This window comes from Streptomyces litmocidini, from assembly GCF_014649755.1.
GTDB lineage: Bacteria > Actinomycetota > Actinomycetes > Streptomycetales > Streptomycetaceae > Streptomyces > Streptomyces litmocidini.
Map to the genome: position 1 here is coordinate 108,276 of NZ_BMTQ01000005.1, position 25,807 is coordinate 134,082.

Below are 25,807 nucleotides of genomic sequence, written 5' to 3' on the forward strand. Positions count from 1 at the left end.
GATCAGGGGGCGGGGTGACGGGCGCCCAGGGCCCGGATGGGGCGGTGGGCGGCGGCGAGGGTGACCTGCGCGAGGCCGGGTTCGGCGAGGAACCCGGGCGCGGCGGGGTCGCCGTCGACGCCCCAGGGGCGGAGGAAGGCTCCGGCCCTCACGCCCCGGCCTCCTCCAGGAGGGCCCGGCCGCGCTCGACGAGCAGCATGAGCGCGTCGACGTGCTCGGGCGCGGGTTCGCTCAGCGGCGGTCGCACCTCGCCCACGTCGGGACCGACCCTGCGCACGGCCGCCTTGACGAGCGAGACGGCGTATCCCCTGCCCTGGTCACGGAGTTCGACGAGGGGCCGGTAGAAGCCGTCGACGAGCAGGTTCAGGGTGGCGTCGTCGCCGGAGGCGAGGGCGCGGTGGTGGGCGAGGGCGAGGTCGGGGGCGAAGCAGAAGACGGCGGAGGAGTAGCGGGTGACGCCGATGCCCCGGTAGGCGGCGCCGGTGAGTTCGGCGGTCGGCAGGCCGTTGAAGTAGAGCAGGTCGAGGCCCTCGGAGCGGACGGCGCTGACGATCCGCTGCATGAGGCCGAGGTCGCCGAGGCCGTCCTTGAGGCCGATGACGCCGTCGGTGCGGGCGAGGGCGACGGCGGTGTCGGGGGTGAGGACCGCGTTGTCCCGCTGGTAGACGATGACGTCGAGCGCGGTGGCGTCGGCGAGTTCGGCGTAGTGGCGGAGCAGCCCGGCCTGGTCGGGGACGACGAGGTAGGGGGGCATGGCGAGGAGCCCGTCGGCGCCGGCCTCCTCGGCGAGCCGCGCGTAGTGGACGGCGAGCGCGGTGCCGTAGCCGGCGCCGGCGACGACGGGGACGCGTCCGGCGGCCTCCTCGACGGCGGCGGCGACGCAGTCCCGGAACTCCTCGGGGGTGAGGGCGTGGAACTCGCCGGTGCCGCAGCAGGCGAACACGGCGGCGGCGCCGGCGTCGACTCCGGTGCGGACGTGGGCGCGGAAGGCGGCGAGGTCGACGGAGCCGTCGGACGCGAAGGCGGTGACGGGGAAGAACAGCGGGCCGTCGAGGCGGGCGGCGAGCGGGGCGGTGGTCACGGGCGCTCCCAGGGAAGTCCGTCGTGCACAGTCATGACTTTCGTCCCTATGCGTGAACACTGACCCGACGCACGCTAGAACAGCGCCGATCGGCCGGTCAAGGCGATCGCGCGGCCCCGTCAAGGATCTTGACGCTCCGTCGGGCAGCTCCCTAGCGTGTCCACGGTTGTGAACGCCGCTCATGTGAACGCCGTACGTGAATGCCGTGCGTGAACGCCGCTCGACGGAGGAGACCCGCTCCATGACCGCACCCCGCACCGTCCTGCTCACCGGCGCCGCCGGGGGCGTCGGCACGCTGATGCGGGAGCTGCTGCCCCCGTACGGCTACGAGCTCCGCCTCCTGGACGCCGTCCCCGTGCCGGAGGCCCCGGAGGCGATCGTCGCCGACCTCGCGGACCGCGCGGCGCTGCGCGAGGCGGTCCGGGGCGTCGACGCGATCGTGCACCTGGCGGGCATCTCCGTGGAGGCCGACTTCGAGAAGATCATGGCCGCCAACATCGCCGGCACCCACCACCTCTACGAGGCCGCCCGCGAGGAGGGGGTCCGGCGCGTGGTCTTCGCCTCCAGCAACCACGCGGTCGGCTTCGCCCGGCGCCCGCGCGAGGGCGAACCGCCGCTCCCGGTCGACGTCCCGCACCGGCCCGACACCTTCTACGGCCTCTCCAAGTGCTTCGGCGAGGACCTGGCCCAGCTCTACTGGGACCTGTACGGCGTCGAGACCGTCTCCCTGCGCATCGGCTCCTGCTTCCCGGAGCCCACCTCGGTACGGATGCTCTCGATCTGGCTCAGCCCCGCCGACTGCGCCCGTCTCCTGCACGCGGCGCTCACCGCGGGGGAGGTGGCCCACACGGTCGCGTACGGCTCGTCCGCCAACACGCGCGCGTGGTGGGACCTCTCCTCGGCCCGGACGCTCGGCTACGCGCCGGAGGACGACTCGGAGGTCTACGCGGAGAAGGTCATCGCCGAGCAGGGCCTCCCGGCCGAGGGCAGCGCCGACGACCTCTACGTGGGCGGCCGCTTCTGCACGGACCCGCCCCGCCGGCCGCACTGACCGGGCGCGCGGGGCCCCGCCTCACCGGCCGGGGCGCACGGGCCCGTACGCGCCGCGCCGCCCGGGGGCGGCGCAGGTCCCGGGACGCAGCGCCCGGGGGCCACACGGGACCCGGCCGGACTGATACGGGGGAGACCGGCCGGGGCCCGGGCGTCGGTGCGCCGACGCACCTGACCAGCTCACCGTAGGTCCGGACGAAGATCATCGCGAGCCGCGGAACGCGACCCCTGTCCGGATTGCGCGGCAGGTCGGCGCACCGGAAGCACGCGCGCGGGGACACGCCCCTTCCGCTCAGCGGCCCGCGCGGAGCGTCCGGGACGGCGTCTCGCCGAACCTCTCCCGGTAGCGGGCCGCGAACCGGCCCTGATGGGTGAAGCCCCAGCGCCAGGCCACCTCGCTCACGCTCACCTCGTCCGGCGCGGCCGTCCGCAGCTCCTCGCGGACCCGGTCGAGCCGGACCTCCCGCACGTACGCCATCGGCGACATCCCCACGTACTCCCGGAAGGACTCCTGCAGGCGCCGCACGCTGACGCGGCCCAGGGCGGCGAGTTCGGTGGTCGTGAACGGATGCTCGGGGCGCTCCCGCACCGCGTCCATGGCCCGTTTGACCGGGGCCGGCCGCAGCGCCTCCGCCGGACGGGCGAGCGCCTCCCGCCACGGGTGCTCGGCGGCCAGCAGCAGGCCGTTCAGCAGCGCCTCCTGCAGGGGCCTGGCGACCAGCTCGTGCGTGGCGAGCCCCTCCCCGGCGAGCGCCTCGGCGGCGACCTGGCGGGCGAAGCGCACCCAGCTCAGACCGGGGCCGCGGGTGATGTCCAGGCGGGGCGCGAAGACGAGCGGGCCGCGCGGCGGCCGGCCCGTCAGCTGTTCGAGGCGGTCGCGCAGTTCGGCCGCGCCGATCTTCACGGACAGGGTCCGGCAGTCCCCGCTCCAGCGGTCGAGGAAGGTGTCCCCGGCCGGGTCGAGGAGCAGCGCCTCGGCGGGCGTGGCCACGATCCGGGAGCCGCCGCCCTGGCGCATCTCCATCGACCCGCTCAGCGGCGCGTTGAGGTGGTACGCGCCGAGTTCGCCGAAGCTCATCCGCACGTCGGCGCCGCAGCTGAGGTCGCCGATGACCAGCGGACCGAGCGACACGGTGTCGAAGCGGGCCGCGAAGGGGCGCCGCTCCCCGTCGACGACGGCCATGCGGTTCGCGTAGTAGCGCGCGTCGAGCTCCTCACGCGCCTCGTCCACGTCCTCCGTCCGGAACGAGCTCCCGCCCGCCACCCCCGCGCCGCCCGCGGCCCCCACAGCTCCCATGGACCGAAAGAATATTCATATGACGGATCTGACCGGGAACGGCAGGATGCCCGGCATGCCACGACCCCATGGATTCGCCTACGAACGCCGCCGCGACGGCTCCGTCGTCCTCACCCACCGGGGACGCGCCGCGGGCGTGCTGCGCGGCGGGCGCGCCGGGAAGTTCCTCGCGGAGGTGGAGGCGGGCGACGCCCAGCTGGTGATGGCCCGCTGGACGGGCTCGTACCGCTTCGGCAACGAACGGCAGGCCAGGAGCCACCCGCGTCACCAGGGCGGCCGAACCGGTGGACGGTAAGGGAACGGCAAAGGGGGCCGGATCGTTACCCCTGGCATGACCGCTATGACCCCTGGCTCGAACATCCCTCTCACCGCCGCGCGCGTGGCGGTGGACGTGGCCGCTCCCGTGCGGCTCGACGTCTCGGGCCTGCTGCTCGGCGCCGACGGCAAGGTGCGCTCGGACGACGACTTCATCTTCTACAACCAGCCGGCCGGGCCCGGCGTCACCTACCGCTCCGGCGGCGGGGCCGCGCCCGACGCGATCCTGGTGGACACCGGCGCCCTCCCCGCCGGGATCGAGAGGATCGTCGTCACGGCGAGTCCGGACGCCGCGGGCCAGACCTTCCAGGGCATCGAGCCGACGGCCACCCTCCGCAACGCGGACGACGGCTCCGTGATCGCCACGTTCACGCCGCCGCAGCTGGCCACGGAGACGGCACTGGTGGTCGTCGAGATCTATCTGCGCAACGGCGCCTGGAAGGCCCGCGCGGTGGGCCAGGGGTACGCGAACGGGCTGGCCGGCATCGCGACCGACTTCGGCGTCTCGGTGGACGACGAGCCCGCCGCCGCCCCGGCCTCGGCCCCCGCGCCCGTCACCCCCGCCGCCCCGGCCCCCGTGGCCCCGCCGGTGCCGTCCGCGCCGCCCGCCGCGCCGGTGGACCCGCGCGTCGCGGCCCCGGTCCCGCCCGCTCCGACCGCTCCCCCGGCCGCCGCCTCCGCCCCCACCGGCAAGATCAACCTCGACAAGGGCCGGGTCAGCCTCCAGAAGAACCAGACGGTGTCCCTGGTCAAGGGCGGCCGCCCGCTGCTCTCCCAGGTCAGGATGGGCCTCGGCTGGGAGCCCGCCTACCGGGGCAAGGACATCGACCTGGACGCCTCCGTCATCGCGTACGGCCCTCAGCGCAACCACCTGGACAGCTGCTACTTCGGCAAGCTGTCCATCCTGAACGGCTCGGTCAAGCACTCCGGCGACAACCTCACCGGCGAGGGCGCGGGCGACGACGAGGTCATCACCGTCGACCTCGGCCGTCTCCCGGCCGACGCCACCGGCCTGGTCTTCACGGTCAACTCCTTCTCGGGGCAGAAGTTCACCGAGGTCGCCAAGGCCTACTGCCGGCTCATCGACGGGACGACCGGCGAGGAGCTGGTCCGCTTCGACCTGACCACCGCCGAGCCGCAGACCGGCGTGATGATGGCCAAGCTGATCAAGCAGTTCTCCGGCGAGTGGGAGATGACGGCGATGGGCGAGTTCGTGAAGTCGCGGACCGTCCGGGGCATGGTGAAGCCGGCCGCACAGGCGCTCTGAGCGGCCGGGACGCCCCTGGGGGCGTCGTGTCGATCAGTCCGGGCGCGCGACGCCCGGCACCGCTCCCCGGCCCGGCCTGATCGGCAGGGCACCCCTAGAACAGCGCGCTGTAGGCGTTGAGGGCGGGCTGGCCGCCGAGGTGGGCGTAGAGCACGGTCGAGTCCCGGCCGATCTCTCCCCGGTCCACCAGGTCGACCAGCCCCGCCATCGACTTCCCCTCGTAGACGGGGTCGGTGACCATGCCCTCGGTGCGGGCGGCGAGCCGCATCGCGTCGAGGGTGGTCTCGTCCGGGACGCCGTACACCCCGGCGTGGTAGCGCTCGTCCAGCTCGACGTCGGCCGCCGTCACCTCGCGCTCGACGCCGATGAGGGCGGCGGTGTCCCGGGCGATCCGGGTGATCTGCTCGTGCGTCGGGACGGGCTCGGCGGAGGCGTCGATCCCGATGATCCGCCGGGCCGGGCCGCCCTCCTCGGCGAGCGCGGCGAAGCCCGCGACCATGCCGGCCTGGGTGGAGCCGGTCACCGAGCAGACGACGACCGTGTCGAAGAAGACGCCGAGCTCGCGCTCCTGCTCGGCCACCTCGTAGGCCCAGTTCGCGAAGCCGAGACCGCCGAGGCGGTGGTCGGAGGCGCCCGCCGGGATCGCGTACGGCTTTCCGCCGCCCTCCTCGACCTCGCGCAGGGCCTGCTCCCAGCTCTCCTTGAAGCCGATGCCGAAGCCGGCCCTCACCAGGCGCACGTCCGCGCCCGCGAGGCGGCTGATCAGGATGTTCCCGACCTTGTCGTAGACGGAGTCGGGCCAGTCGACCCAGCTCTCCTGGACGAGGACGCACTTGAGGCCGGCGCGGGCGGCGACGGCGGCGACCTGGCGGGTGTGGTTGGACTGGACGCCGCCGATGGAGACGAGGGTGTCGCAGCCCTGGGCGAGCGCGTCGGCGACCAGGTACTCCAGCTTGCGGGTCTTGTTCCCGCCGTACGCCACGCCGGAGTTGCAGTCCTCGCGCTTGGCCCAGAGGGCGGCGCCGCCGAGGTGGTGCGTCAGCCGTTCGAGGGGGTGGACCGGAGAGGGCCCGAAGAGGAGCGGGTAGCGGTCGAAGTCGTTGATGGGCAAGGCGGCTCCCGGTGAATGCGACGACGGTCGGCGGTCCTGGACGCGCTGTGGCCCTACGGGGCCGGGGGCTCCGCCGGCGCGGGGATGCCGGTCACCTCGGCCACCTCGATGGCGTCGTCCGCGAGCTGTTCGAGCGCGGCCCATATCTCCGTGGTGACCCGCACCGCCTCCTCCGCGTCCCCCGCCGCGCACGCCTCGATGAGCCGGGCGTGCAGTTCGGCCGACCCGCAGCTCCCGGCGTCTCCGAAGAGACGCCGCTCGACGCGGCGGATCAGGGGGGTGTACCGCGCGATCGTGGCGGCGGCGGCGTGGTTGCCGCTGGCGACGACGAGGACCTGGTGGAGTTCGTCGTCGGCGTTCAGGGCGGCCTCCACGTCGGAGGCGCGGACGGCCGCCGCGAAGCGCTCGTTGGCCTCGCGCATGGTCCGGATGCCCTCGGGGCCGATCAGCGGCACCCCGGTCCTGGCGGCGAGTTCGTGCATCACCCGCACCACCGAGGCGGCGTCCCGGACGACCCGGCTGACCGGTCGGGTGACCCGGGTGTAGCTCTGCGGCTTGGACTCGACGAGCCCCTCGTCGCCGAGCCGGGCCAGGGCCTCGCGCACGGGTGCGCGCGAGAGCCCGAGCCGTTCGGCGAGATCGGCGTCCTTCAGCGAGGCACCGGGCGCGAGGTCGCCGCGGACGATGGCCTCGCGCAGCGCCTCGTACGCCCGGTCACGCAGCAGGGTCCGGCCCACGGGCCGCAGTGCGTCCATGGACTGACATGTTAAATGTCGGTCCATGGGACTGACCAGAGATCAGTTTCGGTCCCCACCGTCTCAGCGGCGGGGCTGGCGGCGCCAGGGACCGGTGATCGCGACCATGATGCCCGGCGTCTGGATGTTGGCGAACAGCGTCTCGCCGTCGGGCGAGAAGACGACGCCGGTGAACTCGCTGTCGTTGAGGTCGTTGCGGGCGATCGGGTAGGTGCGGCCCGAGTCGGTCGCGCCGAAGAGGTGCTGGACGCCCTCGCCGTCCTCGGCGATGACGAGACCGCCGTACGGGGAGACGGTGATGTTGTCGGGGCCGTCGAAGGCGCCGTCCTGCTCCGGGGTCGCGTTCACGCCGAGCAGCACCTTGAGGGTGAGGGTGCGGCGCTTCGGGTCGTAGAACCAGACCTGGCCGTCGTGCGCGGCGCCGGGGCTCTCCTCGCGCGCGTAGGAGGAGACGACGTAGGCGCCTCCGTCGGCCCACCACATGCCCTCCAGCTTGCGGGCGCGGGTGACCTGGCCGTCCGTGAACTGCTTGCGGACGGGGGTGGTGCGGGCGTCGCGGTCGGGGACGTCGACCCAGTCGACGCCGTAGACGGTGCCGATCCGGGTGGCGCGGGACAGGTCGTCCACGAAGCGGCCGGAGGAGTCGATGCACTTGAAGGCCTGGAGCACACCGGCGTCGTCGGCGAGGGCGCGGAGCTTTCCGCGGCCGTGCTCGAAGCCCTGCGGCGGGACCCAGCGGAAGAGCAGCCCGTTGGGGCCGGAGGCATCCTCGGTCAGGTAGGCGTGACCGTGCTTGGGGTCGACGACGACGGCCTCGTGCGCGTAGCGGCCGAAGGCCTTGATCGGCTTCGGGGCGAGGTTGGCCCGGCGGTCGTACGGGTCGACCTCGAAGACGTAGCCGTGGTCCTTGGTCATGCCGTTCTTGCCGGCCAGGTCCTCGGTCTCCTCGCCGGTCAGCCAGGTGCCCCAGGCGGTGCGTCCGCCCGCGCAGTTGGTGGAGGTGCCGGCGACGCCGACCCACTCGGCGACGGTGCCGTCGCGGTGCACCTCGACGACCGTGCAGCCGCCGGCCGCGGCCGGGTCGTAGACGAGTCCCTCGGTGAGCGGGACGGGGTGCTCCCACTTGCTGCGGGGGCCCTTGAGCTCGTGGTTGTTGACGAGGTACGTGGTGCCGCGCGGGCCGGCGAAGGCGGCGGTTCCGTCGTGGTTGGAGGGGGTGAACTCGCCGGATTCGAGGCGCGTCACGCCGCTGTGGGTGACGACGCGGTACGAGAAGCCCTCGGGCAGGGCGAGCATCCCGTCGGGGTCGGCGACCAGCGGGCCGTACCCGAGCGTCCGCCCGTGGCCGTGGCCCGCGCCGTACGCCTCCGGCTCGTCGGAGGCGAGCGCCTCGGGGGCGGTGGCGAGGGCGCCGACGGCTCCGGTGAGGGCGAGGCCCGCGCCGGCGACGGCGGACTGCTTGGTGAACTCTCTGCGGTTGAGCGGCATGGTGGTGGGGTCTCCCTGTGGTGGCCGGATCTCGCGGGCCACCTTCCCGCGCCCCCGCGAACAGCGCCTGAACGCCACGGGAACACCACCGGGCACCACTCCCGGGCCGTGCCCGAGGCACCGCTCCCGGCCCCGTACCCGAGGCGCCGCACCGGGGCGTCCTCACGGGACACCCCGCCGGACGTCCCGCCCCGGCGCCGCCGCACACCTCCGGACGTCCCGCTCCGGCGCCGCCGGGCGGCCGTCACCGGCCGTCCCGCCCTCCCGGGACGCCGCTCCCCGGGCCTCGTTCCCGAGTCGGCACCCCCCGAGACGGCGCTCCCCGGGGCGGGACGCTCCCCGGGACAGCCCCACGGCCCGCCCCGCCGGAGGCGCCCCCAAGGGCGCCCCTCCCCTGCCCCCGGGTCCTGCCCCCGGGTCAGGAGCCCGCGCGGGAGCGGGCCTTGAAGGCGGCCTTGCGGGCGTCCTTCGCCGTCGTCTTGTCGCGGTGCAGGCGGCCCATCGCCTCCAGGACCTCGGCCGTGGCCGGGTGCTCCACCCGCCAGGCCGCCTCGAAGAAGCCGCTGTGGCGGCCGGTCAGGCCCTCGATGAGCTCCTGGAGCTCCTGGAGGTCGCCGTCCGAGGAGAGCTGGGCCGCGATCGTGTCGATCGCCAGCCAGAAGATCATCGACTCCGGCGGCGCGGGCACGTCCGTCGCGCCGCGCTCGGCGAGCCAGACCCGGGCGAGGCCGCCGAGTTCCGCGTCGTCCAGGACCTCCCGGACGGCGGGCTCCGCCTCGGCTCCCACGAGGGAGAGCGTCTGCTGGCAGTGGAGGCGGCGGAGCGGGGAACCGGCGTCGGCGCCGCGGGCGGCGTGCAGCAGTTCGCGGGCCGCGGCGAGCGCGTCGCGGCCGGCCAGCCACGCGGCGGTCTCCTCGCGGGCCGCGGCCTCCGGGTAGCCGGCGATCCCGTCGAGGAGCGCGTCGGCGCCCTTCTCCGTCAGGTCGCCGACGGCGGGCGCGTCCACGCCGGCCTCCAGCATCCGGGCCCGGATGCCGTAGAGGCCGAGCGGGGTGAGCCGGACCATGCCGTAGCGGGTGACGTCCTCGTCGTCGACGGGCGGCGCGGGCTCCTCGCCCTCCTCGGCCATGAGGGCCTCGTCGACGGGCTGGTACTCGACGAGCCCGATCGGTTCGAGCAGCCGGAACTGCTCGTCGAGCCGCATCATCGCGTCCGAGACCTGCTCCAGGACGTCGTCGGTGGGCTCGCCCATGTCGTCGGGGACGACCATCGACGCGGCGAGCGCGGGCAGCGGCACGGGACCCTCGCCGGCTCCTCCTTCGCTGACGGTCAGCAGGTAGAGGTTGCCGAGGACGCCCTCCAGGAACTCGGCCTCGGCCTCGGGGTCCCAGTCGAGCGCCTCGACGTCGATCTCGCCGTCCTCGCCGAGGATCGCGTCCAGGTCGTCGAGAACGGGCGCGACGGCGTCGGCGAAGACGGCGTCGAAGCCGTCCAGCCAGAGGCCGAGGACGTCCTGGGGCGAACCGCCGGTGACCAGCGCGAGGTTCTCGCCGGGCCCGGCCCGGCCGGGGAGGCCGTCCTCCGCGCCCTCCTCGCCGTCCGCGCCGTCCTCGACGGCGACGAGACCGGTGTCGACGGCGAGCCGCCAGGCGTCGCCGGCCCAGGTCTCGCCGTCCTCGTCGTCGGCGAGACCGAGGACCCCGGCGGCCTCGGGGAGCTGCTCGTCGACGAGTTCGCCGCCCGCGTCGACCCGGGTCTCGGGACCGGCCCAGCGGGCGAGCCGTACCGCCTGGGCGAGGAGGGGGGCGGCCAGGGCGTCCCGCGCCAGCTCCGCGTCCGCAGGCAGCCGAACGGGGGGAAGGGTGGGGTGGTCCGCTGACATCTGGGGGGTCTCCTCGACGCGTGCGTGGGTGAAGGCGAAAAGGGCTCAACGAGAGTCCTCAGGGTAGACGCATCCGGGACCCCGTCCGCCGGTTCACGGATCCGTCAGCCTTCGTACACCCGTCGACCCTTGACAAGTGCGGGGCTCTCGCAAGAGATTGACGCGCGTAGATCCATCTGCCTTTCCTCCAAGAACCCTCGGAGCCTCCTGATGTCTTCCTCCATACCGAGATTCGCCGCGGTCTCCGCCGTCGTCGCCTCCGCCCTCGCCGCCGGCCTGCTCGCGGGCCCGTCGAGCGTCGCCGCGGAGATCACCACGGCGGAAGCCACCGCGGACAGCGCCGCCGGCGTCCGCATCCACGACATCCAGGGCACGACGCGCGTCTCCCCCCTCGTCGGCAAGCAGGTCACCGGCGTCACGGGCATCGTCACCGGCGTCCGCACCTACGGCTCGCGCGGGTTCTGGATCCAGGACCCGGAGGCCGACGAGAACCCGGCCACCAGCGAGGGCGTCTTCGTCTTCACGAGCTCCGTCCCGACCGTCGCCGTCGGCGACGCGGTCAGCCTGAGCGGCACGGTCACCGAGTACGTCCCCGGCGGCCTGAACTCGGGCAACCAGTCGCTGACCCAGATCTCGAAGCCGGTCGTCAAGGTCGTCTCGAAGGGGAACCCGGTCCCGGCCCCGGTCACGATCTCCGGCTGGTCGGTGCCCGACGCGTACGCCCCCGAGGGCGACCCGGCCGCGGACGGATCGATCAACGGCCTGACCCTGGACCCCGAGACGTACGCCCTGGACTACTACGAGTCCCTGGAGGGCACCAACGTCCGGATCGACTCCTCGCGGGTGGTCGGCGCCACCGACCCGTACGCGGAGCTCTGGGTGACGGTGAAGCCCTGGGAGAACCCCAACCTGCGCGGCGGCACGGTCTACGGCTCGTACGAGTCCCAGAACACCGGCCGGCTCCAGATCCAGTCGCTGACGCCGCTGGCCCAGCAGCCCTTCCCCAAGGCGAACGTGGGCGACCGGCTGACCGGCACCACCGAGGGCCCGCTCGACTTCAACCAGTTCGGCGGCTACACGATCACCGCCCGCACCCTCGGCACGGTCGTCGACGGGGGTCTTGAGCGCGAGACCACGGACAAGCAGCACAAGAACGAGCTGGCCGTGGCGACGTACAACGTCGAGAACCTCGACCCGAGCGACCCGCAGGAGAAGTTCGACGCGCTCGCGAAGGCGGTCGTCGAGAACCTCGCCTCGCCCGACATCGTCGCCCTGGAGGAGATCCAGGACAACAACGGCGCCAAGAACGACGGCACGGTCGCCGCCGACGTGACGGTGAAGAAGTTCACCGAGGCGATCGTGGCGGCCGGCGGCCCGGCGTACGAGTGGCGCTCGATCGACCCGCAGAACGGCAAGGACGGCGGCGAGCCCGGCGGCAACATCCGTCAGGTCTTCCTCTTCAACCCCGAGCGGGTCTCCTTCACGGACCGCGCGGGCGGCGACGCGACCACCGCGACCGCCGTCACGGGCACCAAGGGCCGCGCCGCGCTGTCCCTCTCCCCCGGCCGCATCGACCCGGCGAACGCCGCCTGGGAGGCCAGCCGCAAGCCGCTCGCGGGCGAGTTCGTCTTCCGCGGCCGCACGGTCTTCGTGATCGCCAACCACTTCGGCTCGAAGGGCGGCGACGAGTCCATCGTCTCGCACCACCAGCCGCCGAACCGTTCCTCCGACGCGAAGCGACTGCTCCAGGCGCAGGCCGTCAACGCCTTCGTGAAGGACATCGTCGCGCTCGACAAGCAGGCCGACGTGCTCGTGGTCGGCGACATCAACGACTTCGAGTTCTCCGGCACGGCGCAGGCGCTGACGGACGGCGGCGTGCTCTACCCGGCCGTGAAGTCGCTGCCGGTCAGCGAGCGCTACTCGTACGTCTACCAGGGCAACAGCCAGGTCCTCGACCAGATCCTGACCAGCCCGGGCGTGCACCACTTCGAGTACGACAGCGTGCACATCAACGCCGAGTTCGCCGACCAGGACAGCGATCACGACCCGCAGGTCCTGCGCTTCCGCCCCTGACGGCCCGACCCGTCACACGCCCGCGCCCAGACGGAGCGCGGGCGTGTACCGCCGCACCCGGCCGCCCACGAGCGCCGGGTGGTGGTGCACCCGCTTCCAGGCCTCGCTCGACCGCGCGTCGTCCGCCTGCCACTCCTCGTGGGCCTGCTCGCTCTCCCACTCGGCGTAGTTCAGGACCCGGCCGCCGTCGACGGACAGGTGGAACCGGGCGCTGATCCCGCCGGACTCCGGCCGTGCCGCCGCGTCCTCGTCCAGGGCGGTGAACACGGCGTCCACCCACTCCTCCCGGTGACCCGCGCCGGTCCCGTCGAAGTCGGCCTCGACGATCACGACGACCCCCGGCGGCTCCCCCGTGGCCGTCGCGCGGCGGGCGGTGGAGCGGTGGACCGGCCCGTAGCGGCGGAGCTCCACCCGCTCGATGCCGGGCACGGCGGCGTCGATCTCGGCGTTCCGGTCGTCGCGGTGGGTGCGGACGAAGTCGTCGTAGACCTGCTGCTCGGTCCACTGCGAGTGGTGCAGCAGCGTGTCCCCGTCGGTCCCGATGAGGACGCTGTACGAGAGCAGGCCGGGGTCCGGCCACGCGCGGCCCTCCCAGGCCGTCCGGATGGCCTCGACGGCGGCGCGCTGCCGCTCGGGGGTGCCGACCCTCCAGGTGCTGACGAGGACGGCGCCGACTCCGGGACGGTGGGGGTCGGGGCGGGCATCGGGGTGGGCGACGGCGTTCATGGCGGAGTCTCCTGTCTCCTCGGTCCGTGTTCCTCGGACGACCTGGTTCGTGTTCCCCGGACGACTCGACCCTCCTCCCTCGACCGTGGTTGAGGTCAAGGGAGCCCGTGCGAGACTTCCGACCATGCTCCTTCGCCCCGCCACCCGCGCCGAACTGCCCGCCGTCCTCGCCCTCCTCGCCGGCGAGGACGGGGTGGTGGACCCCGGGTCGGTCGTCGTCACCGACGCGTACGAGCGGGCCTTCGCGGACATCGAGGGCGATCCGCGCAACGAGGTACTGGTCCTGGTGGACGGCGAACTCGTCCTGGGCTGCCTCCAGGCCACGTACGTCCCGGGGCTCGGCAAGGGCGGCGCCGAGCGGGCCCTGATCGAGGCGGTCCGGATCAGGGCCGACCGGCGCGGCGGCGGGCTCGGCCGGGAGCTGATGGAGCGGGCCGTGGCGCGGGCGGAGGAACGCGGCTGCGCGCTCGTCCAGTTGACCAGCGACAAGCGACGGACGGACGCCCACCGCTTCTACGCCTCCCTGGGCTTCGCGCGCAGCCACGACGGCTTCAAGCTGGCGCTCTAGCCCAGCAGGTGCCCGCCGCCGTCGACGAGGAGGACCTCGCCGGTGATGTACGGGGCGTGGGCCAGGTCGAAGACGGCGCCGGCGATGTCCTCGGGGCGGCCGACCCGGCGCAGCGGGACGACCCCGGCCACGTGCTCCTTGGCGGCGTCGGCGCCCTCGACGCCGTCGAACCAGGGGGTGTCGATGAGGCCGGGCGCGACCGCGTTGACGCGGACGCCGGGGCCGAGGGCCTTGGCGAGGAGCTTCGTCATGTGGTTGACGGCGGCCTTGGAGACGGCGTACGGGATGGAGCTGCCGCCGGGCCGGACGCCTGCCTGGGAGGAGACGGTGACGACGTTGCCGCGGGTCTTCCGCAGGTGCGGGACGGCGGCGGTGATGGTCTGCCAGACGCCGATGACGTTGACGTCGTAGAGGTGGCGCCAGACCTCGGGCGAGGCGGCTTCGAGGTCGTCGTGCGGGATGAACCGGGTGGTGCCCGCGCAGTTGACGAGGAGGTCGAGACGGCCGTACGCCTCCACCGCGGCCTCGACGAGGGCCGTGGCCTGGGCCTCGTCGGAGACGTCGGCCCGGACGTAGACCGCGTCCGGCAGTTCGGCGGCGAGGGCGGCGCCCGCTTCGGCCGACCGCGCGGAGTTGACGACGACCCGGAAGCCGGCGTCGGCGAGCCGTCGGGCGACGGCGGCCCCGATGCCCGAGGACGAGCCGGTGACGAGGGCGACGCGCCGGTCGGCGGCCGCGCTGTGTGCGCTCATGCTGTGCTGTTCTCCATGTCCCCCTGTCGCGCCCGGCCGATCATGCCAGACGGCCATCGTTCACAGAAACTGAATTCTCGAACCAAGCAGATCTAAGTGGACCTTCACGGTCGCTCGCGCACAGACTTCTCGGATGGACACCGAACGCCCCTTCGGGCGCGCCCTCTGCGCGATGATCACCCCGTTCACCGCCGCCGACGCCCTCGACCTGGACGCGGCCGGGGAACTCGCCGTCCGTCTCCTCGCGGAGGGCTGCGACGGCCTGGTCCTCAACGGCACGACGGGCGAGTCCCCGACCACCACCGACGCCGAGAAGGCCGCGCTGGTCCGCGCCGTCCGCGAGGCGGTCGGCCCCGGCCCGTCGGTCCTGACGGGGGTGGGCACCGCCGACACCCGCCACACCGTGGAGCTGGCCCGGCAGGCCGAGGAGGCGGGGGCGGACGGGCTGCTCGTCGTCACGCCGTACTACAGCCGTCCCCCGCAGTCGGCCGTCGAGGCGCACTTCCTGAAGGTCGCGGACGCGACCGGGCTGCCGGTGATGGTCTACGACATCCCCGGCCGCACCGGCACCCGGGTCGAGCCCGCGACGATGCGGCGGATCGCCCGGCATCCGCGGATCGTGGCGGTGAAGGACTGCGCGAACGACCTGCTCGGTTCGGCCCGGCTGATCGCGGAGACGGGGCTCGCGTACTACTCCGGGAGCGAGGAGCTGAACCTCCCGCTGTACGCGGTGGGCGGCGCCGGCTACGTCAGTACGGTGGCGAACGTGGCGCCGCGCCGGATGCGCGCGGTCCTGGACGCCTTCGACGCGGGCGACACCGCGGGCGCGGCCCGGCTCAACGCCGAGGTCCTGCCGCTGACCGAGCTGATGATGGCCTCGGGCCTGCCGGGCACGGTGACCGCGAAGGCACTCCTCGGCGGCCCGGTGCGCGAACCGCTGCGGCCCGCGGACCGGGAGGCGGCCGACGCGCTGCGCGCGGCGCACGGGGCGCTGGTCCGGTCGGGGTCACCGGTGTAGCGGCCCCGTGCGGAGGGCGGTCGGCCGCCCGCCCCGGCCGGGCGGGGCGGGGGCGGGGGCCGGCCCGTCCTGTCGGTGCCTCAGTTGTGGCTGTGCAGGATGTCGTTCAGTCCGCCCCAGACCGCGTTGTTCGGACGGGCCTCGACGGCGCCGGTGACCGAGTTGCGGCGGAAGAGGATGTGGGAGGCGCCGGAGAGCTCGCGGGCCTTCACGATCTGGCCGTCGGGCAGGGTGACCCGGGTGCCGGCGGTGACGTACAGGCCGGCCTCGACGACGACCTCGTCGCCGAGCGCGATGCCGACGCCCGCCTCGGCGCCGACCAGGCAGCGCTCGCCGATCGAGATGACGACGTTGCCGCCGCCGGAGAGGGTGCCCATGGTGGAGGCGCCGCCGCCGATGTCGGAGCCGTCGCCGACGACGACGCCGGCGGAGATGCGGCCCTCGACCATGGAGGTGCCGAGGGTGCCGGCGTTGAAGTTGACGAAGCCCTCGTGCATGACGGTGGTGCCCGCGGCGAGGTGGGCGCCGAGGCGGACGCGGTCGGCGTCGGCGATGCGGACGCCGGCGGGCACGACGTAGTCGGTCATGCGCGGGAACTTGTCGATCGAGGTGACCTGGAGGTGCAGACCCTCGGCGCGGGCGTTGAGCCGCACCTTCTCGACGTCGTCGACGGCGACCGGGCCGAGCGAGGTCCAGGCCACGTTCGCCAGCAGGCCGAAGATGCCGTCCAGGCTCTGGCCGTGCGGCTTGACCAGCCGGTGGCTCAGCAGGTGGAGGCGCAGGTAGGTGTCGTGCGCGTCGAGCGGCTTCTCGTCGAGCGAGGCGATGACGGTGCGGACGGCGACCACCTCGACGCCCCGGCGGGCGTCCACGCCGAGGGCCTTGGCGGCGCCCTCGCCGAGGGCGTCGACGGCCTCCTCGGGGGTGAGGCGCTCGGTGCCGGCGGGGCCGGCGGCGTCGGTCAGCTCGGGGGCGGGGAACCAGGTGTCGAGAACGGTGCCGTCGCCGGCGATGGTGGCGAGGCCGGCGGCGACGGCGCCGGTGGTGCGAGGAGCAGTGGTCATGACGGAAAACCTAACGGGCGGCCCCCCGCCCGGGCCAACCGGTCTCAGGTGTCGGTCGGGCCCGTGGGCGGTTCCGACGAGGTCCCGGCCCGCCGTTTCGGGTCTTCGTTCAGGATCCGGGCCAGCACCTCCCGGGTGTGCTCCCCGTCCTACGGGGCACCGGTGAGCAGCACCTGGAGGCCGATGCCGTCCATGAGGGCGACCAGGGCGCGGGCGGTGACGGGCCCGATGCGCGGGGCGAGGGCGGCGTCGACGATCCGCTCGCGCCGGCCGGGGTCGTGCCTCCGGGGCCGTGCCATCAGTGGGCGCCGCCGAGGTTGAGGACGGCGACCCCCGCGATGATGAGGACGATCCCGGCGATCTTGGCGACGCCCAGGCTCTCGCCGAGGAAGAGGAAGCCGATGAGGGCGACGGCGGCGGTGCCGACCCCTGACCAGATGGCGTAGGCGGTGCCGACCTGGAGCGTCTTGAGCGCCCGCGCCAGGAGCGCGAAGGCGACGAGGTAGCCCGCGCCGGTGACGAGGGAGGGCCAGAGCCGGGTGAAGCCCTCGCTGTACTTCATCGAGGTGGTGGCGAGTATCTCCGCCGCGATGGCGCCCGCAAGGAGTCCGTAGCCCACGTGTGCGAGCGTACACAGCACCGTCTACGGGTGTACATGTCAGCCACCGATACGGTGTCCCGCATGACGTACCCCCCAGGCCCGCCCGGCCCGCCCTACGGCTACGGCTATCCGCCGCCGCCCCCACCGCCGAAGCCCGGCGTGATACCTCTGGCGCCCCTCGGCTTCGGCACGATCCTGAGCGGCGCCTTCGCGACCTTCGGCCGTTACTGGAAGCAGCTTCTCGGGGTGACGGGGACCGTCTACGGCGTCGCGGTCCTGATCGTCGGCGCGGCGGCCGGCATCGCGTACGCGGCCGTCGGCGACGTCTTCCCCGCCGTGTTCGACCTGCCGGAGGGCCAGGAGCCCCGGTGGGACGACGTCCGGCCGCTGGTCATCGCCTTCGTCTGCGTCTGGCTCGTCGCCATGATCGTGATGCTCTGCGCGAGCGCCGTGGTGGCGGCGGCCTGCCCGGCCGTGGTCCAGGAAGCGGTCCTCGGCCGGCCCACGACCTTCGGCGCGGTCTGGCGCCGCGCCTGGTCCCGGATGCCGGCGGTCCTGGGCACGGTGGTGCTGACGGGCCTGGCCCTGCTGGTCCCGATGGCGCTGTTCGTCGCGGCCTTCGTCTGGATGGTCACGACGCTGCTCCTGGCCGCGGACGACGCGACGGGCACCCCGATGGCGGGTCTGCTGCTGGTCCCCCTCCTCGTCATCGGCCTGGCCCTGCTCATCGCCCCGCTCGCGCTGTGGATCTGGGTGAAGTTCAGCCTGGCCCCGGCGGCGGCGGTGATGGAGGGACAGGGCGCGTTCGCCTCGATGCGCCGCTCCTCGTCCCTGGTCCGCGGCTCCTGGTGGCGCGTGTTCGGCTGTCTGCTCGCGGCCGGCCTGATGGCCTCCGTGGTGAGCTGGCTGATCCAGCAGCTGCTCTCGCTGCTGGTCTCGGCCCCGCTCTCGACCGCCGACTTCTCCGGTGAGGACCGGGGCGCCCTGATCGCCGCCCTGGCGGCCCTCGTCGGCGTCCTGGTCGTCGGCCAGATGATCACCCAGGCGGTCGTCTCGCTCTTCCCGCCGATCGTCACCGGTCTGCTCTACGTCGACCAGCGCATCCGCAAGGAGAACCTGGCCCCGGAGCTGGCCCGGGCGGCCGGCCTCCTCTAGGAACGCGAGAACGGCCGCGCCCCGGAGGGCGCGGCCGTTCTCGCGTACGCGTACGGATCAGACGGTGAAGCCGGGCGTCAGACGTTGAAGCCGAGCGCGCGCAGCTGCTCGCGGCCGTCGTCCGTGATCTTGTCCGGACCCCACGGGGGCATCCAGACCCAGTTGATCTTCAGCTCGCTGACGATGCCGTCCGTCGCGGACTTCGCCTGGTCCTCGATCACATCGGTCAGCGGGCAGGCCGCCGACGTCAGGGTCATGTCCAGCGTCGCGACGTTCGAGTCGTCGATGTGGATGCCGTAGATCAGGCCCAGGTTGACGACGTCGATGCCCAGCTCGGGGTCGACGACGTCGTACAGCGCCTCACGGACTTCTTCCTCGGAGGCCGGCTTCATCGTGGCCTCGGCGTTCTCGGTCATGCCGACTTCCTCTCCGTGTCACCCAGCGCCTGGGCGGTCGCGTCCTTCCACGCCATCCAGCTGAGCAGCGCGCACTTCACACGGGCGGGGTACTTGGAGACCCCGGCGAACGCGACCGCGTCCTCCAGGACCTCCTCCATCGCCTCGTCCGGCTCGATCTGGCCCTTGGACTGCATCAGCTCCAGGAAGGTGCCCTGGATCTTCTGCGCCTCGGCCAGCTCCTTGCCGACGAGCAGCTCGTTGAGGACGGAGGCCGAGGCCTGGCTGATGGAGCAGCCCTGGCCCTCGTACGACACGTCCTCGATGCGCGAGCCGTCGTACTTCACGCGGAGCGTGATCTCGTCGCCGCACGTCGGGTTGACGTGGTGCACCTCGGCGTCGCCGTCCCGAAGACCGCGCCCGTGGGGGTGCTTGTAGTGGTCCAGGATGACGTCCTGGTACATCGAATCCAGCTTCACGAGCCGTCTCCTAGCCGAAGAAGTTCCGTACGTGCTCCAGACCCGCGACCAGGGCGTCGACCTCGGCCGGGGTGGAGTACAGATAGAACGACGCTCGCGTGGTCGCGGGAATTCCGTACCGCAGGCAGACCGGCCGCGCGCAGTGGTGGCCCACGCGCACCGCGATGCCCTCCTCGTCGAGGACCTGGCCCACGTCGTGCGGATGGATGTCGCCCAGCGTGAAGGAGATCGCCGCGCCGCGGTCCTCGGCCGTGGTGGGGCCGATGATCCGCAGGTCCGGCACCTCCTGGAGGCGCCGGACGGCGTACTCGGTGATCGCGTGCTCGTGGCGCGCGATGTTCTCCATCCCGATCGCCGACAGGTAGTCCACGGCCGCGCCGAGGCCGACGGCCTGGGCGATCGGGGGCGTGCCCGCCTCGAACTTGTGCGGGGCCGGCGCGTACGTCGAGGAGTGCATCGAGACGGTCTCGATCATCTCGCCGCCGCCGAGGAAGGGCGGGAGGTCCTCCAGGAGCTCCTGCCGTCCCCACAGCACGCCGATGCCGGTCGGGCCGCACATCTTGTGGCCGGTGAAGGCCACGAAGTCGGCCTGGAGCGCCTGCACGTCCAGGACCATGTGCGGGGCCGCCTGGGAGGCGTCGATGCAGACGAGCGCACCGACCTCCTGGGCGCGGCGGATGATCGTCTCCACCGGGTTGACCGTGCCGAGCAGGTTCGAGACCAGCGTGAACGAGACGATCTTGGTCTTCTCGGTGATGACCTCCTCGATGTTCGAGAGGTCGAGACGGCCGTCGTCGGTGAGGCCGAACCACTTCAGCTTCGCGCCCGTGCGCTGCGAGAGCAGCTGCCACGGCACGATGTTGGAGTGGTGCTCCATCTCCGTGATGGCGATCTCGGTCTCGTGGTCCACGCGGTAGGGCTCGTCGGCCCAGCCCAGCATGTTGGCCACGAGGTTGAGCGACTCGGAGGCGTTCTTGGTGAAGATCACCTCGTCGCGGCTCGGCGCGTTGATGAAGGCCGCGACCTTGTCACGGGCGCCTTCGTACAGCGCCGTCGCCTCCTCGGCGACCGTGTAGACGCCGCGGTGGACGTTGGCGTTGTGACGCTCGTAGTACTGGTTGAGCGCGTCGAGGACCTGCCGCGGCTTCTGGGAGGTCGCCGCGGAGTCGAGGTACACGATCTTCTTGCCGTCGTGGACCACGCGATCCAGGAGCGGGAAGTCCTTGCGGATCGCCTCGGTGTCGAGGAGGCCGGTCAGCCCCTGATGGGCGGAAGTCACGCGGATGCGCCACCCTTCACGTACTTGTCGTAGCCCTCGTTCTCCAGGACGTCGGCGAGCTCGGCGCCGCCGGACTCGGCGATGCGGCCGTTCGCGAAGACGTGCACGAAGTCGGGCTTGATGTAGCGCAGGATGCGCGTGTAGTGGGTGATCAGCAGCGTGCCGACCTCACCGGTCCCGCGGACGCGGTTGACGCCCTCGGAGACGATGCGCAGGGCGTCGACGTCGAGGCCCGAGTCGGTCTCGTCGAGGATCGCGATCTTCGGCTTGAGGAGCTCCAGCTGGAGGATCTCGTGGCGCTTCTTCTCGCCGCCGGAGAAGCCCTCGTTGACGTTGCGCTCGGCGAAGGCCGGGTCCATCTGGAGCTGCTCCATGGCGGACTTGACCTCCTTCACCCAGGTGCGCAGCTTGGGCGCCTCGCCGCGGACGGCGGTGGCGGAGGTGCGCAGGAAGTTGGAGACCGAGACGCCGGGGACCTCGACCGGGTACTGCATGGCGAGGAAGACGCCGGCGCGGGCGCGCTCGTCGACCGACATCTCCAGGACGTCCTCGCCGTCGAGGGTGACGGTGCCGCCGGTGACCGTGTACTTCGGGTGACCCGCGAGGGAGTACGCCAGGGTCGACTTGCCGGAGCCGTTGGGGCCCATGACGGCGTGGGTCTCGCCCTGCTTGATGGTCAGGTCGACGCCCTTGAGGATCTCGCGGGGGCCGTTCTCCGCCTCGACGGAGACGTGCAGGTCGTGGATTTCAAGCGTAGCCATGGGTGACTCAGGACTCCTGGGTGACGGAGACGAGCACATCGTCCCCTTCGATCTTTACGGGGTATACGGGGACGGGGCGCGTCGCGGGAAGGCCGGAGGGCTTGCCCGTGCGCAGGTCGAAGCTGGAGCCGTGCAGCCAGCACTCGATCGCGCAGTCCTCGACCTCGCCCTCCGAGAGGGAGACGTTGGCGTGCGAGCAGATGTCGTTGATCGCGTACACCTCGCCCTCGGTGTGCACGACCGACACCGGCGTGCCGTCGACCTCGACCCGCTTCGGGGTGTCGGCCTCCAGCTCGCTCAGCGCGCAGACTCGGACGAAGGCCATCAGACGGAGGCCTCCAGCTCGGCCTCGATCTTGGCGAGGAGTCGCTCCTGGACGTCCGGCAGACCGATCTGCTGGACGAGCTCCGCGAAGAAGCCGCGGACGACGAGGCGGCGGGCCTCGGTCTCCGGGATGCCGCGGGCCATCAGGTAGAAGAGCTGCTCGTCGTCGAAGCGGCCGGTGGCCGAGGCGTGACCGGCGCCGGCGATCTCGCCGGTCTCGATCTCCAGGTTCGGCACGGAGTCGACCCGGGCGCCGTCCGTGAGGACCAGGTTCCGGTTGAGCTCGTAGGTGTCCGTGCCCTCCGCGGCGGCCTGGATGAGCACGTCGCCGATCCAGACGGCGTGCGCGTCCTGGCCCTGCAGCGCGCCCTTGTAGGCCACGTTGGACTTGCAGTGCGGGGTGTTGTGGTCGACCAGGAGGCGGTGCTCCTGGTGCTGGCCGGCGTCGGTGAAGTACAGGCCGAAGAGCTCGGCCTCGCCGCCGGGGGCCGCGTACCGCACGCGCGGGTGGAGGCGGACGACGTCGCCGCCGAAGGTGACGACGACCGACTTGAAGGAGGCGTCACGGCCGACCAGCGCGTTGTGCTGGGCGACGTGGACGGCCTTCCCGTCCCAGTCCTGGACGGAGACGACGGTCAGCTTGGCGCCGTCGCCGAGGACGTAGTCCACGTTGGCGGCGAGCACGGCGTCGCCGGTGTGGTCGAGGACCACGACGGCCTCGGCGAAGGCTCCGAGCTCGATCACCTGGTGGCCGAAGGCGACGCCGCCCTGGCCGTGCACGGAGATGCGGATCGGCTCGGTGAGCACCGTCTCCTTGGCGACGGTGACGACCGAGGCCTTCTCGAAGGAGGAGTAGGCCTGGGCGGCGACGCGGTCGACGGGCGTGCCGGCCTTGCCGAGGCGCTCGTCGTCGCGGCCGACGGTCTCCACGGTGACGCCCTCGGGGGCCTCGACCTCGACCTTGACGCCCTCGCCGGAGGCGACGGCGGTGCCGTCGTGGAGGCCGCGCAGGCGTGCCAGCGGGGTGAACCGCCACTCCTCCTCGCGGCCGTGCGGGACGGGGAAGTCCGCGACGTCGAAGGACGGGGGCGCGCTCATGCGCGTGGCGACGGTGGACTCGGCGGCCACCGCGATCGAGCCGGCGGTGGTGGAGCCCGCCGGGATGTTCTGAGCCTCAGCCATGGCTGTCGTGTTGCTCTCTTCCTACGTAAGAACCAGGGGGGTGCGGACGGCGGGGCGGCGTCAGCCGACCGCACCCTCCATCTGCAGCTCGATCAGCCGGTTGAGCTCCAGGGCGTACTCCATGGGGAGCTCCTTGGCGATGGGCTCGACGAAGCCGCGGACGATCATCGCCATGGCCTCGAACTCGGTGAGGCCGCGGCTCATCAGGTAGAAGAGCTGGTCCTCGGAGACCTTGGAGACGGTGGCCTCGTGGCCCATGGAGACGTCGTCCTCGCGCACGTCCACGTAGGGGTACGTGTCGGAGCGGGAGATCGTGTCGACGAGCAGCGCGTCGCAGAGGACGTTGGACTTGGCGCCCGGGGCACCCTCGCCGATCTCGATGAGACCGCGGTAGGAGGTGCGGCCGCCGCCTCGCGCCACCGACTTGGAGACGATGTTGGAGGAGGTGTTCGGGGCCATGTGGACCATCTTGGCGCCGGCGTCCTGGTGCTGGCCCTCGCCGGCGAAGGCGATGGAGAGGGTCTCGCCCTTGGCGTGCTCGCCCATCAGGTAGACGGCCGGGTACTTCATGGTGACCTTGGAGCCGATGTTGCCGTCGACCCACTCCATGGTGGCGCCCTCGTAGGCGACGGCGCGCTTGGTCACCAGGTTGTAGACGTTGTTCGACCAGTTCTGGATGGTCGTGTAGCGGCAGCGGCCGCCCTTCTTCACGATGATCTCGACGACGGCGCTGTGCAGCGAGTCGGAGGAGTAGATCGGGGCGGTGCAGCCCTCGACGTAGTGGACGTAGGCGTCCTCGTCGACGATGATCAGCGTCCGCTCGAACTGGCCCATGTTCTCCGTATTGATGCGGAAGTAGGCCTGGAGCGGGATCTCGACGTGCACGCCCTTCGGCACGTAGATGAACGAGCCGCCGGACCAGACGGCCGTGTTCAGGGAGGCGAACTTGTTGTCGCCGACGGGGATGACGGTGCCGAAGTACTCCTTGAAGAGCTCCTCGTGCTCCTTCAGCGCGGTGTCGGTGTCGACGAAGATGACGCCCTGCTCCTCCAGGTCCTCGCGGATCTGGTGGTAGACGACCTCGGACTCGTACTGGGCGGCGACGCCGGCGACCAGGCGCTGCTTCTCCGCCTCCGGGATGCCGAGCTTGTCGTACGTGTTCTTGATGTCCTCCGGCAGGTCCTCCCAGGACTCGGCCTGCTTCTCGGTGGACCGCACGAAGTACTTGATGTTGTCGAAGTCGATGCCGGAGAGGTCGGAGCCCCAGGTCGGCATGGGCTTCTTGCCGAAGAGCCGCAGACCCTTGAGACGCAGCTTGAGCATCCACTCGGGCTCGTTCTTCTTCTCGGAGATGTCGCGGACGACGTCCTCGTTGAGGCCGCGCTTGGCGGCGGCACCGGCCGCGTCGGAGTCGGCCCAGCCGTACTCGTACCGACCCAGGCCCTCGAGCTCGGGGTGGCTGATCTCGGTGGTCATGCGGGGTTCCTCCCGGCCGTGCTTGCGGATGCTGATTCGGTGGTCTGTGGGGTGCCGTGCGGGATGAACGTGGTGCAGACGCCGTCACCATGCGCGATGGTGGCCAGACGCTGGACGTGCGTTCCCAGGAGGCGGGAGAAGAATTCCGTCTCCGCCTCGCACAGCTGGGGGTACTGCTCGGCGACGTGGGCGACCGGGCAGTGGTGTTGGCAGAGCTGCTCGCCGACCGGCGCGTTCCGCGCAGTGGCAGCGTACCCGTCCGCCGTGAGGGCCTTGGCCAGGGCCTCGGTCCGCCGGGCCGGTTCGGCCGCCTCGACGGCCTCGCGGTACGCCCCGGCCTGGGCCTCGATCCGGTCGCGGGCGAAGGCGGCGACGGCCGCCTCTCCGCCGGCGTTGCGCTCGATCCAGCGGAGCGCCTCGACGGCGAGGGAGTCGTACGACTGGTCGAAGGCGTCCCGGCCGCAGTCGGTGAGCGCGAAGACCTTGGCGGGGCGGCCGCGGGTGCGGGTTCCGTAGACGCGCTTCTCGCGGGCCTCGACGACGTTCTCGGCGACCAGCGAGTCGAGGTGGCGGCGGACGGCGGCCTGGGTGAGGCGGAGCCGTGCGGCCAGGTCGGCGACGGTCGAGGGCCCGTGGTCCAGGATCGACCGCGCGACCCGGTTGCGCGTGGAACGCTCTCGGGTCGCGAGTTCCTCCACCGGAGCCGCGCCAACGTTTTTCACAACGCCATTGTTGCGTAATTAATCGGGAGGTGACAAGCGGCGTCCGGCCGGGTGGCGGTGCGGTACGTCACTCAGGTAAGGCTTACCTGACCTGCAGGAACGATCATTCATGGGATGAATCCGCAGCCGTCTGACCAGGGCCTCCGGGCCCGCCACGGGTCCCCGGCCGCACCACCGTCCGGCCCCGCGACCGCACCAGACGCGCGAGGAAATCCGCGTCGCGGACGGCCGCCCCGCCGGGATCGTTGTTGAAGAACGCGAACACGTCCGCGCCCTCCGGCCAGGCCGCAGCGATCCGGTCCGCCCAGGCCCCCAGCGCCTGACGGCCGTAGCGGGGCCAGGGCCGGGCGCGGCCCTCGTGGAAGCGCACGTACCCCCAGTCCGCCGTCCGCCACAGCGGCGTCACCGGCCGCGAGCCCCGGTCCGCCCAGCACAGGGCGGCCCCGCGGTCCCTCAGGACCCCGGCGATCTCCTCCGTCCACCAGGAGTCGTGCCGCGGCTCGACCGCCACCCGCACCCCGGCCGGGAAGCACGCGACCACCGCGTCCAGCAGCCCCGCGTCCGCGCGCAGCGTCGGCGGCAGCTGGAGCAGGACGGGACCGAGCCGGTCGCCCAGCGCCTCCGCCCGGCCCATCAGCCGCTCCACGGGCTCCTCGGGGTCCTTCAGACGCTTGACGTGGGTGAGGAAGCGGCTCGCCTTCACCGCCATGACGAAGCCGTCGGGCGTCCGCTCCCGCCAGGCGGCGAAGGTGTGGCGCTCGGGCAGCCGGTAGAAGGCGTTGTTGTTCTCCACGGTCGCGAACGAGCGCGCGTACTCCTCCAGCCAGAGCCGCTGCGGCAGACCCTCCGGATAGAGCACGCCGCGCCAGTCCCGGTACTGCCAGCCGGACGTGCCGATGTACACGGACATGCGTCTCCCCTTCCCCGTACGGGACGGCTCACCCGGGCCGGGAGGGCGCCCCGGAACCGGCCGCGGCCCGGAACCC

General features: G+C 72.5%; 27 protein-coding genes and 1 pseudogene. 7 read left to right on the forward strand and 21 right to left on the reverse strand.

Features of this window, described 5'->3' with window-relative positions:
* Positions 1-2: 2 nt before the first annotated feature.
* Positions 3-152, reverse strand: coding sequence for a hypothetical protein (locus IE180_RS12755; protein WP_190156970.1), 150 nt, complete (start codon positions 150-152; stop codon positions 3-5).
* Positions 149-1,081 carry a 5-dehydro-4-deoxyglucarate dehydratase gene (locus IE180_RS12760; protein WP_190156971.1) on the reverse strand — a complete coding sequence of 311 codons (933 nt, stop codon included), beginning with the start codon at positions 1,079-1,081 and terminating at the stop codon, positions 149-151. Before IE180_RS12760 ends, IE180_RS12755 begins: the two co-directional genes overlap by 4 nt.
* Positions 1,082-1,322: 241 nt before the next feature.
* Here IE180_RS12760 and IE180_RS12765 point away from each other — a divergent pair, with 241 nt between their 5' ends.
* Entirely contained in the window at positions 1,323-2,132 is an 810-nt protein-coding gene (locus IE180_RS12765; RefSeq protein ID WP_190156972.1) for an NAD-dependent epimerase/dehydratase family protein, read from the forward strand.
* A gap of 291 nt (positions 2,133-2,423) precedes the next feature.
* On the opposite strand, the gene IE180_RS12770 is transcribed toward IE180_RS12765, so the two are convergent.
* On the reverse strand, positions 2,424-3,428 hold the full coding sequence (locus tag IE180_RS12770; RefSeq protein WP_229860461.1) for an AraC family transcriptional regulator: 1,005 nt from the start codon (positions 3,426-3,428) through the stop codon (positions 2,424-2,426).
* A 55-nt stretch (positions 3,429-3,483) separates the two neighbouring features.
* Between IE180_RS12770 and IE180_RS12775 the strand changes: the two genes are divergently transcribed.
* Together IE180_RS12775 and IE180_RS12780 are read left to right on the forward strand one after the other, a co-directional pair.
* Positions 3,484-3,723 carry a hypothetical protein gene (locus tag IE180_RS12775; protein ID WP_190157365.1) on the forward strand — a complete coding sequence of 80 codons (240 nt, stop codon included), beginning with the start codon at positions 3,484-3,486 and terminating at the stop codon, positions 3,721-3,723.
* 36 nt (positions 3,724-3,759) lie between these two features.
* A complete protein-coding gene (locus IE180_RS12780) occupies positions 3,760-5,010 on the forward strand; it encodes a TerD family protein (protein ID WP_190156973.1) in 1,251 nt (416 codons plus the stop codon).
* Between the two features lie 94 nt (positions 5,011-5,104).
* Here the strand turns inward: IE180_RS12780 and IE180_RS12785 are convergent, their stop codons facing one another.
* The 4 genes from IE180_RS12785 to IE180_RS12800 all read right to left on the reverse strand — a co-directional run bounded on the left by IE180_RS12785 (position 5,105) and on the right by IE180_RS12800 (position 10,246).
* The gene (locus IE180_RS12785; protein ID WP_190156974.1) at positions 5,105-6,121 is read right to left on the reverse strand and encodes a 1-aminocyclopropane-1-carboxylate deaminase; all 1,017 of its coding nucleotides are present in this window, start codon (positions 6,119-6,121) and stop codon (positions 5,105-5,107) included.
* A gap of 53 nt (positions 6,122-6,174) precedes the next feature.
* Positions 6,175-6,876, reverse strand: coding sequence for a GntR family transcriptional regulator (locus tag IE180_RS12790; RefSeq protein ID WP_190156975.1), 702 nt, complete (start codon positions 6,874-6,876; stop codon positions 6,175-6,177).
* A 63-nt stretch (positions 6,877-6,939) separates the two neighbouring features.
* Entirely contained in the window at positions 6,940-8,364 is a 1,425-nt protein-coding gene (locus tag IE180_RS12795) for an alkaline phosphatase PhoX (protein WP_190156976.1), read from the reverse strand.
* A 418-nt stretch (positions 8,365-8,782) separates the two neighbouring features.
* A complete protein-coding gene (locus tag IE180_RS12800; RefSeq protein ID WP_190156977.1) occupies positions 8,783-10,246 on the reverse strand; it encodes a hypothetical protein in 1,464 nt (487 codons plus the stop codon).
* A gap of 210 nt (positions 10,247-10,456) precedes the next feature.
* On the opposite strand from IE180_RS12800, the gene IE180_RS12805 reads away from it, so the two are divergent.
* A complete protein-coding gene (locus IE180_RS12805) occupies positions 10,457-12,319 on the forward strand; it encodes a DUF8508 domain-containing protein (protein ID WP_190156978.1) in 1,863 nt (620 codons plus the stop codon).
* A 12-nt stretch (positions 12,320-12,331) separates the two neighbouring features.
* Here IE180_RS12805 and IE180_RS12810 read toward each other — a convergent pair whose 3' ends face one another.
* A complete protein-coding gene (locus IE180_RS12810; protein ID WP_190156979.1) occupies positions 12,332-13,045 on the reverse strand; it encodes an antibiotic biosynthesis monooxygenase family protein in 714 nt (237 codons plus the stop codon).
* 124 nt (positions 13,046-13,169) lie between these two features.
* On the opposite strand from IE180_RS12810, the gene IE180_RS12815 reads away from it, so the two are divergent.
* On the forward strand, positions 13,170-13,613 hold the full coding sequence (locus IE180_RS12815) for a GNAT family N-acetyltransferase (RefSeq protein ID WP_190156980.1): 444 nt from the start codon (positions 13,170-13,172) through the stop codon (positions 13,611-13,613).
* On the opposite strand, the gene IE180_RS12820 is transcribed toward IE180_RS12815, so the two are convergent.
* Positions 13,610-14,365, reverse strand: a complete 756-nt coding sequence (locus tag IE180_RS12820; protein WP_190156981.1) for an SDR family NAD(P)-dependent oxidoreductase — start codon at positions 14,363-14,365, stop codon at positions 13,610-13,612. The genes IE180_RS12815 and IE180_RS12820 overlap by 4 nt on opposite strands.
* Positions 14,366-14,498: 133 nt before the next feature.
* On the opposite strand from IE180_RS12820, the gene dapA reads away from it, so the two are divergent.
* Positions 14,499-15,383: a 4-hydroxy-tetrahydrodipicolinate synthase gene (gene dapA, locus IE180_RS12825; protein WP_190156982.1), complete on the forward strand. Its 885-nt coding sequence runs from the start codon at positions 14,499-14,501 to the stop codon at positions 15,381-15,383.
* 80 nt (positions 15,384-15,463) lie between these two features.
* On the opposite strand, the gene dapD is transcribed toward dapA, so the two are convergent.
* The 3 genes and pseudogenes from dapD to IE180_RS12840 all read right to left on the reverse strand — a co-directional run bounded on the left by dapD (position 15,464) and on the right by IE180_RS12840 (position 17,066).
* Positions 15,464-16,447: a 2,3,4,5-tetrahydropyridine-2,6-dicarboxylate N-succinyltransferase gene (gene dapD, locus IE180_RS12830; protein ID WP_190156983.1), complete on the reverse strand. Its 984-nt coding sequence runs from the start codon at positions 16,445-16,447 to the stop codon at positions 15,464-15,466.
* A gap of 149 nt (positions 16,448-16,596) precedes the next feature.
* Positions 16,597-16,689 (reverse strand): annotated as a pseudogene (locus tag IE180_RS12835) (TetR family transcriptional regulator); the annotation flags it as partial.
* Between the two features lie 56 nt (positions 16,690-16,745).
* Entirely contained in the window at positions 16,746-17,066 is a 321-nt protein-coding gene (locus tag IE180_RS12840; RefSeq protein ID WP_190156984.1) for a DMT family transporter, read from the reverse strand.
* Between the two features lie 63 nt (positions 17,067-17,129).
* Here IE180_RS12840 and IE180_RS12845 point away from each other — a divergent pair, with 63 nt between their 5' ends.
* Complete coding sequence (locus IE180_RS12845) at positions 17,130-18,203, forward strand: DUF7847 domain-containing protein (protein ID WP_190156985.1); 1,074 nt, start codon at positions 17,130-17,132, stop codon at positions 18,201-18,203.
* A gap of 77 nt (positions 18,204-18,280) precedes the next feature.
* Here the strand turns inward: IE180_RS12845 and IE180_RS12850 are convergent, their stop codons facing one another.
* The 9 genes from IE180_RS12850 to IE180_RS12890 all read right to left on the reverse strand — a co-directional run bounded on the left by IE180_RS12850 (position 18,281) and on the right by IE180_RS12890 (position 25,731).
* Positions 18,281-18,619 (reverse strand): metal-sulfur cluster assembly factor, encoded by a 339-nt coding sequence (locus IE180_RS12850; protein WP_030205917.1) that lies wholly within the window; start codon positions 18,617-18,619, stop codon positions 18,281-18,283.
* Positions 18,616-19,077 (reverse strand): Fe-S cluster assembly sulfur transfer protein SufU, encoded by a 462-nt coding sequence (sufU, locus tag IE180_RS12855; RefSeq protein WP_190156986.1) that lies wholly within the window; start codon positions 19,075-19,077, stop codon positions 18,616-18,618. The genes IE180_RS12850 and sufU overlap by 4 nt, the downstream gene beginning before the upstream one ends.
* A gap of 10 nt (positions 19,078-19,087) precedes the next feature.
* The gene (locus IE180_RS12860) at positions 19,088-20,356 is read right to left on the reverse strand and encodes a cysteine desulfurase (protein WP_190156987.1); all 1,269 of its coding nucleotides are present in this window, start codon (positions 20,354-20,356) and stop codon (positions 19,088-19,090) included.
* Positions 20,353-21,117: a Fe-S cluster assembly ATPase SufC gene (gene sufC, locus IE180_RS12865; RefSeq protein WP_190156988.1), complete on the reverse strand. Its 765-nt coding sequence runs from the start codon at positions 21,115-21,117 to the stop codon at positions 20,353-20,355. Before sufC ends, IE180_RS12860 begins: the two co-directional genes overlap by 4 nt.
* Positions 21,118-21,124: 7 nt before the next feature.
* Complete coding sequence (locus tag IE180_RS12870) at positions 21,125-21,442, reverse strand: bifunctional 3-phenylpropionate/cinnamic acid dioxygenase ferredoxin subunit (protein ID WP_030692512.1); 318 nt, start codon at positions 21,440-21,442, stop codon at positions 21,125-21,127.
* Positions 21,442-22,623: a Fe-S cluster assembly protein SufD gene (gene sufD, locus IE180_RS12875; protein ID WP_190156989.1), complete on the reverse strand. Its 1,182-nt coding sequence runs from the start codon at positions 22,621-22,623 to the stop codon at positions 21,442-21,444. Before sufD ends, IE180_RS12870 begins: the two co-directional genes overlap by 1 nt.
* Positions 22,624-22,683: 60 nt before the next feature.
* Entirely contained in the window at positions 22,684-24,099 is a 1,416-nt protein-coding gene (sufB, locus tag IE180_RS12880) for a Fe-S cluster assembly protein SufB (RefSeq protein ID WP_190156990.1), read from the reverse strand.
* On the reverse strand, positions 24,096-24,821 hold the full coding sequence (locus IE180_RS12885; protein ID WP_190156991.1) for a helix-turn-helix transcriptional regulator: 726 nt from the start codon (positions 24,819-24,821) through the stop codon (positions 24,096-24,098). Before IE180_RS12885 ends, sufB begins: the two co-directional genes overlap by 4 nt.
* Before the next feature lie 103 nt (positions 24,822-24,924).
* Positions 24,925-25,731, reverse strand: coding sequence for a DUF72 domain-containing protein (locus IE180_RS12890; protein WP_190156992.1), 807 nt, complete (start codon positions 25,729-25,731; stop codon positions 24,925-24,927).
* Between the last annotated feature and the right edge of the window lie 76 nt (positions 25,732-25,807).

Bases quoted from the DNA above. Each gene is read 5' to 3' on its own strand.
- dapD (WP_190156983.1), bottom strand. From the start codon at position 16,447: ATGACCACTGCTCCTCGCACCACCGGCGCCGTCGCCGCCGGCCTCGCC.
- IE180_RS12775 (WP_190157365.1), top strand. From the start codon at position 3,484: ATGCCACGACCCCATGGATTCGCCTACGAACGCCGCCGCGACGGCTCC.
- IE180_RS12805 (WP_190156978.1), top strand. From the start codon at position 10,457: ATGTCTTCCTCCATACCGAGATTCGCCGCGGTCTCCGCCGTCGTCGCC.
- sufB (WP_190156990.1), bottom strand. From the start codon at position 24,099: ATGACCACCGAGATCAGCCACCCCGAGCTCGAGGGCCTGGGTCGGTAC.
- IE180_RS12845 (WP_190156985.1), top strand. From the start codon at position 17,130: ATGACGTACCCCCCAGGCCCGCCCGGCCCGCCCTACGGCTACGGCTAT.
- IE180_RS12765 (WP_190156972.1), top strand. From the start codon at position 1,323: ATGACCGCACCCCGCACCGTCCTGCTCACCGGCGCCGCCGGGGGCGTC.
- IE180_RS12770 (WP_229860461.1), bottom strand. From the start codon at position 3,428: ATGGGAGCTGTGGGGGCCGCGGGCGGCGCGGGGGTGGCGGGCGGGAGC.
- IE180_RS12890 (WP_190156992.1), bottom strand. From the start codon at position 25,731: ATGTCCGTGTACATCGGCACGTCCGGCTGGCAGTACCGGGACTGGCGC.
- IE180_RS12795 (WP_190156976.1), bottom strand. From the start codon at position 8,364: ATGCCGCTCAACCGCAGAGAGTTCACCAAGCAGTCCGCCGTCGCCGGC.
- IE180_RS12815 (WP_190156980.1), top strand. From the start codon at position 13,170: ATGCTCCTTCGCCCCGCCACCCGCGCCGAACTGCCCGCCGTCCTCGCC.
- IE180_RS12780 (WP_190156973.1), top strand. From the start codon at position 3,760: ATGACCGCTATGACCCCTGGCTCGAACATCCCTCTCACCGCCGCGCGC.
- sufC (WP_190156988.1), bottom strand. From the start codon at position 21,117: ATGGCTACGCTTGAAATCCACGACCTGCACGTCTCCGTCGAGGCGGAG.
- IE180_RS12800 (WP_190156977.1), bottom strand. From the start codon at position 10,246: ATGTCAGCGGACCACCCCACCCTTCCCCCCGTTCGGCTGCCTGCGGAC.
- dapA (WP_190156982.1), top strand. From the start codon at position 14,499: ATGGACACCGAACGCCCCTTCGGGCGCGCCCTCTGCGCGATGATCACC.
- IE180_RS12790 (WP_190156975.1), bottom strand. From the start codon at position 6,876: ATGGACGCACTGCGGCCCGTGGGCCGGACCCTGCTGCGTGACCGGGCG.
- IE180_RS12820 (WP_190156981.1), bottom strand. From the start codon at position 14,365: ATGAGCGCACACAGCGCGGCCGCCGACCGGCGCGTCGCCCTCGTCACC.
- IE180_RS12850 (WP_030205917.1), bottom strand. From the start codon at position 18,619: ATGACCGAGAACGCCGAGGCCACGATGAAGCCGGCCTCCGAGGAAGAA.
- sufD (WP_190156989.1), bottom strand. From the start codon at position 22,623: ATGGCTGAGGCTCAGAACATCCCGGCGGGCTCCACCACCGCCGGCTCG.
- IE180_RS12810 (WP_190156979.1), bottom strand. From the start codon at position 13,045: ATGAACGCCGTCGCCCACCCCGATGCCCGCCCCGACCCCCACCGTCCC.
- IE180_RS12870 (WP_030692512.1), bottom strand. From the start codon at position 21,442: ATGGCCTTCGTCCGAGTCTGCGCGCTGAGCGAGCTGGAGGCCGACACC.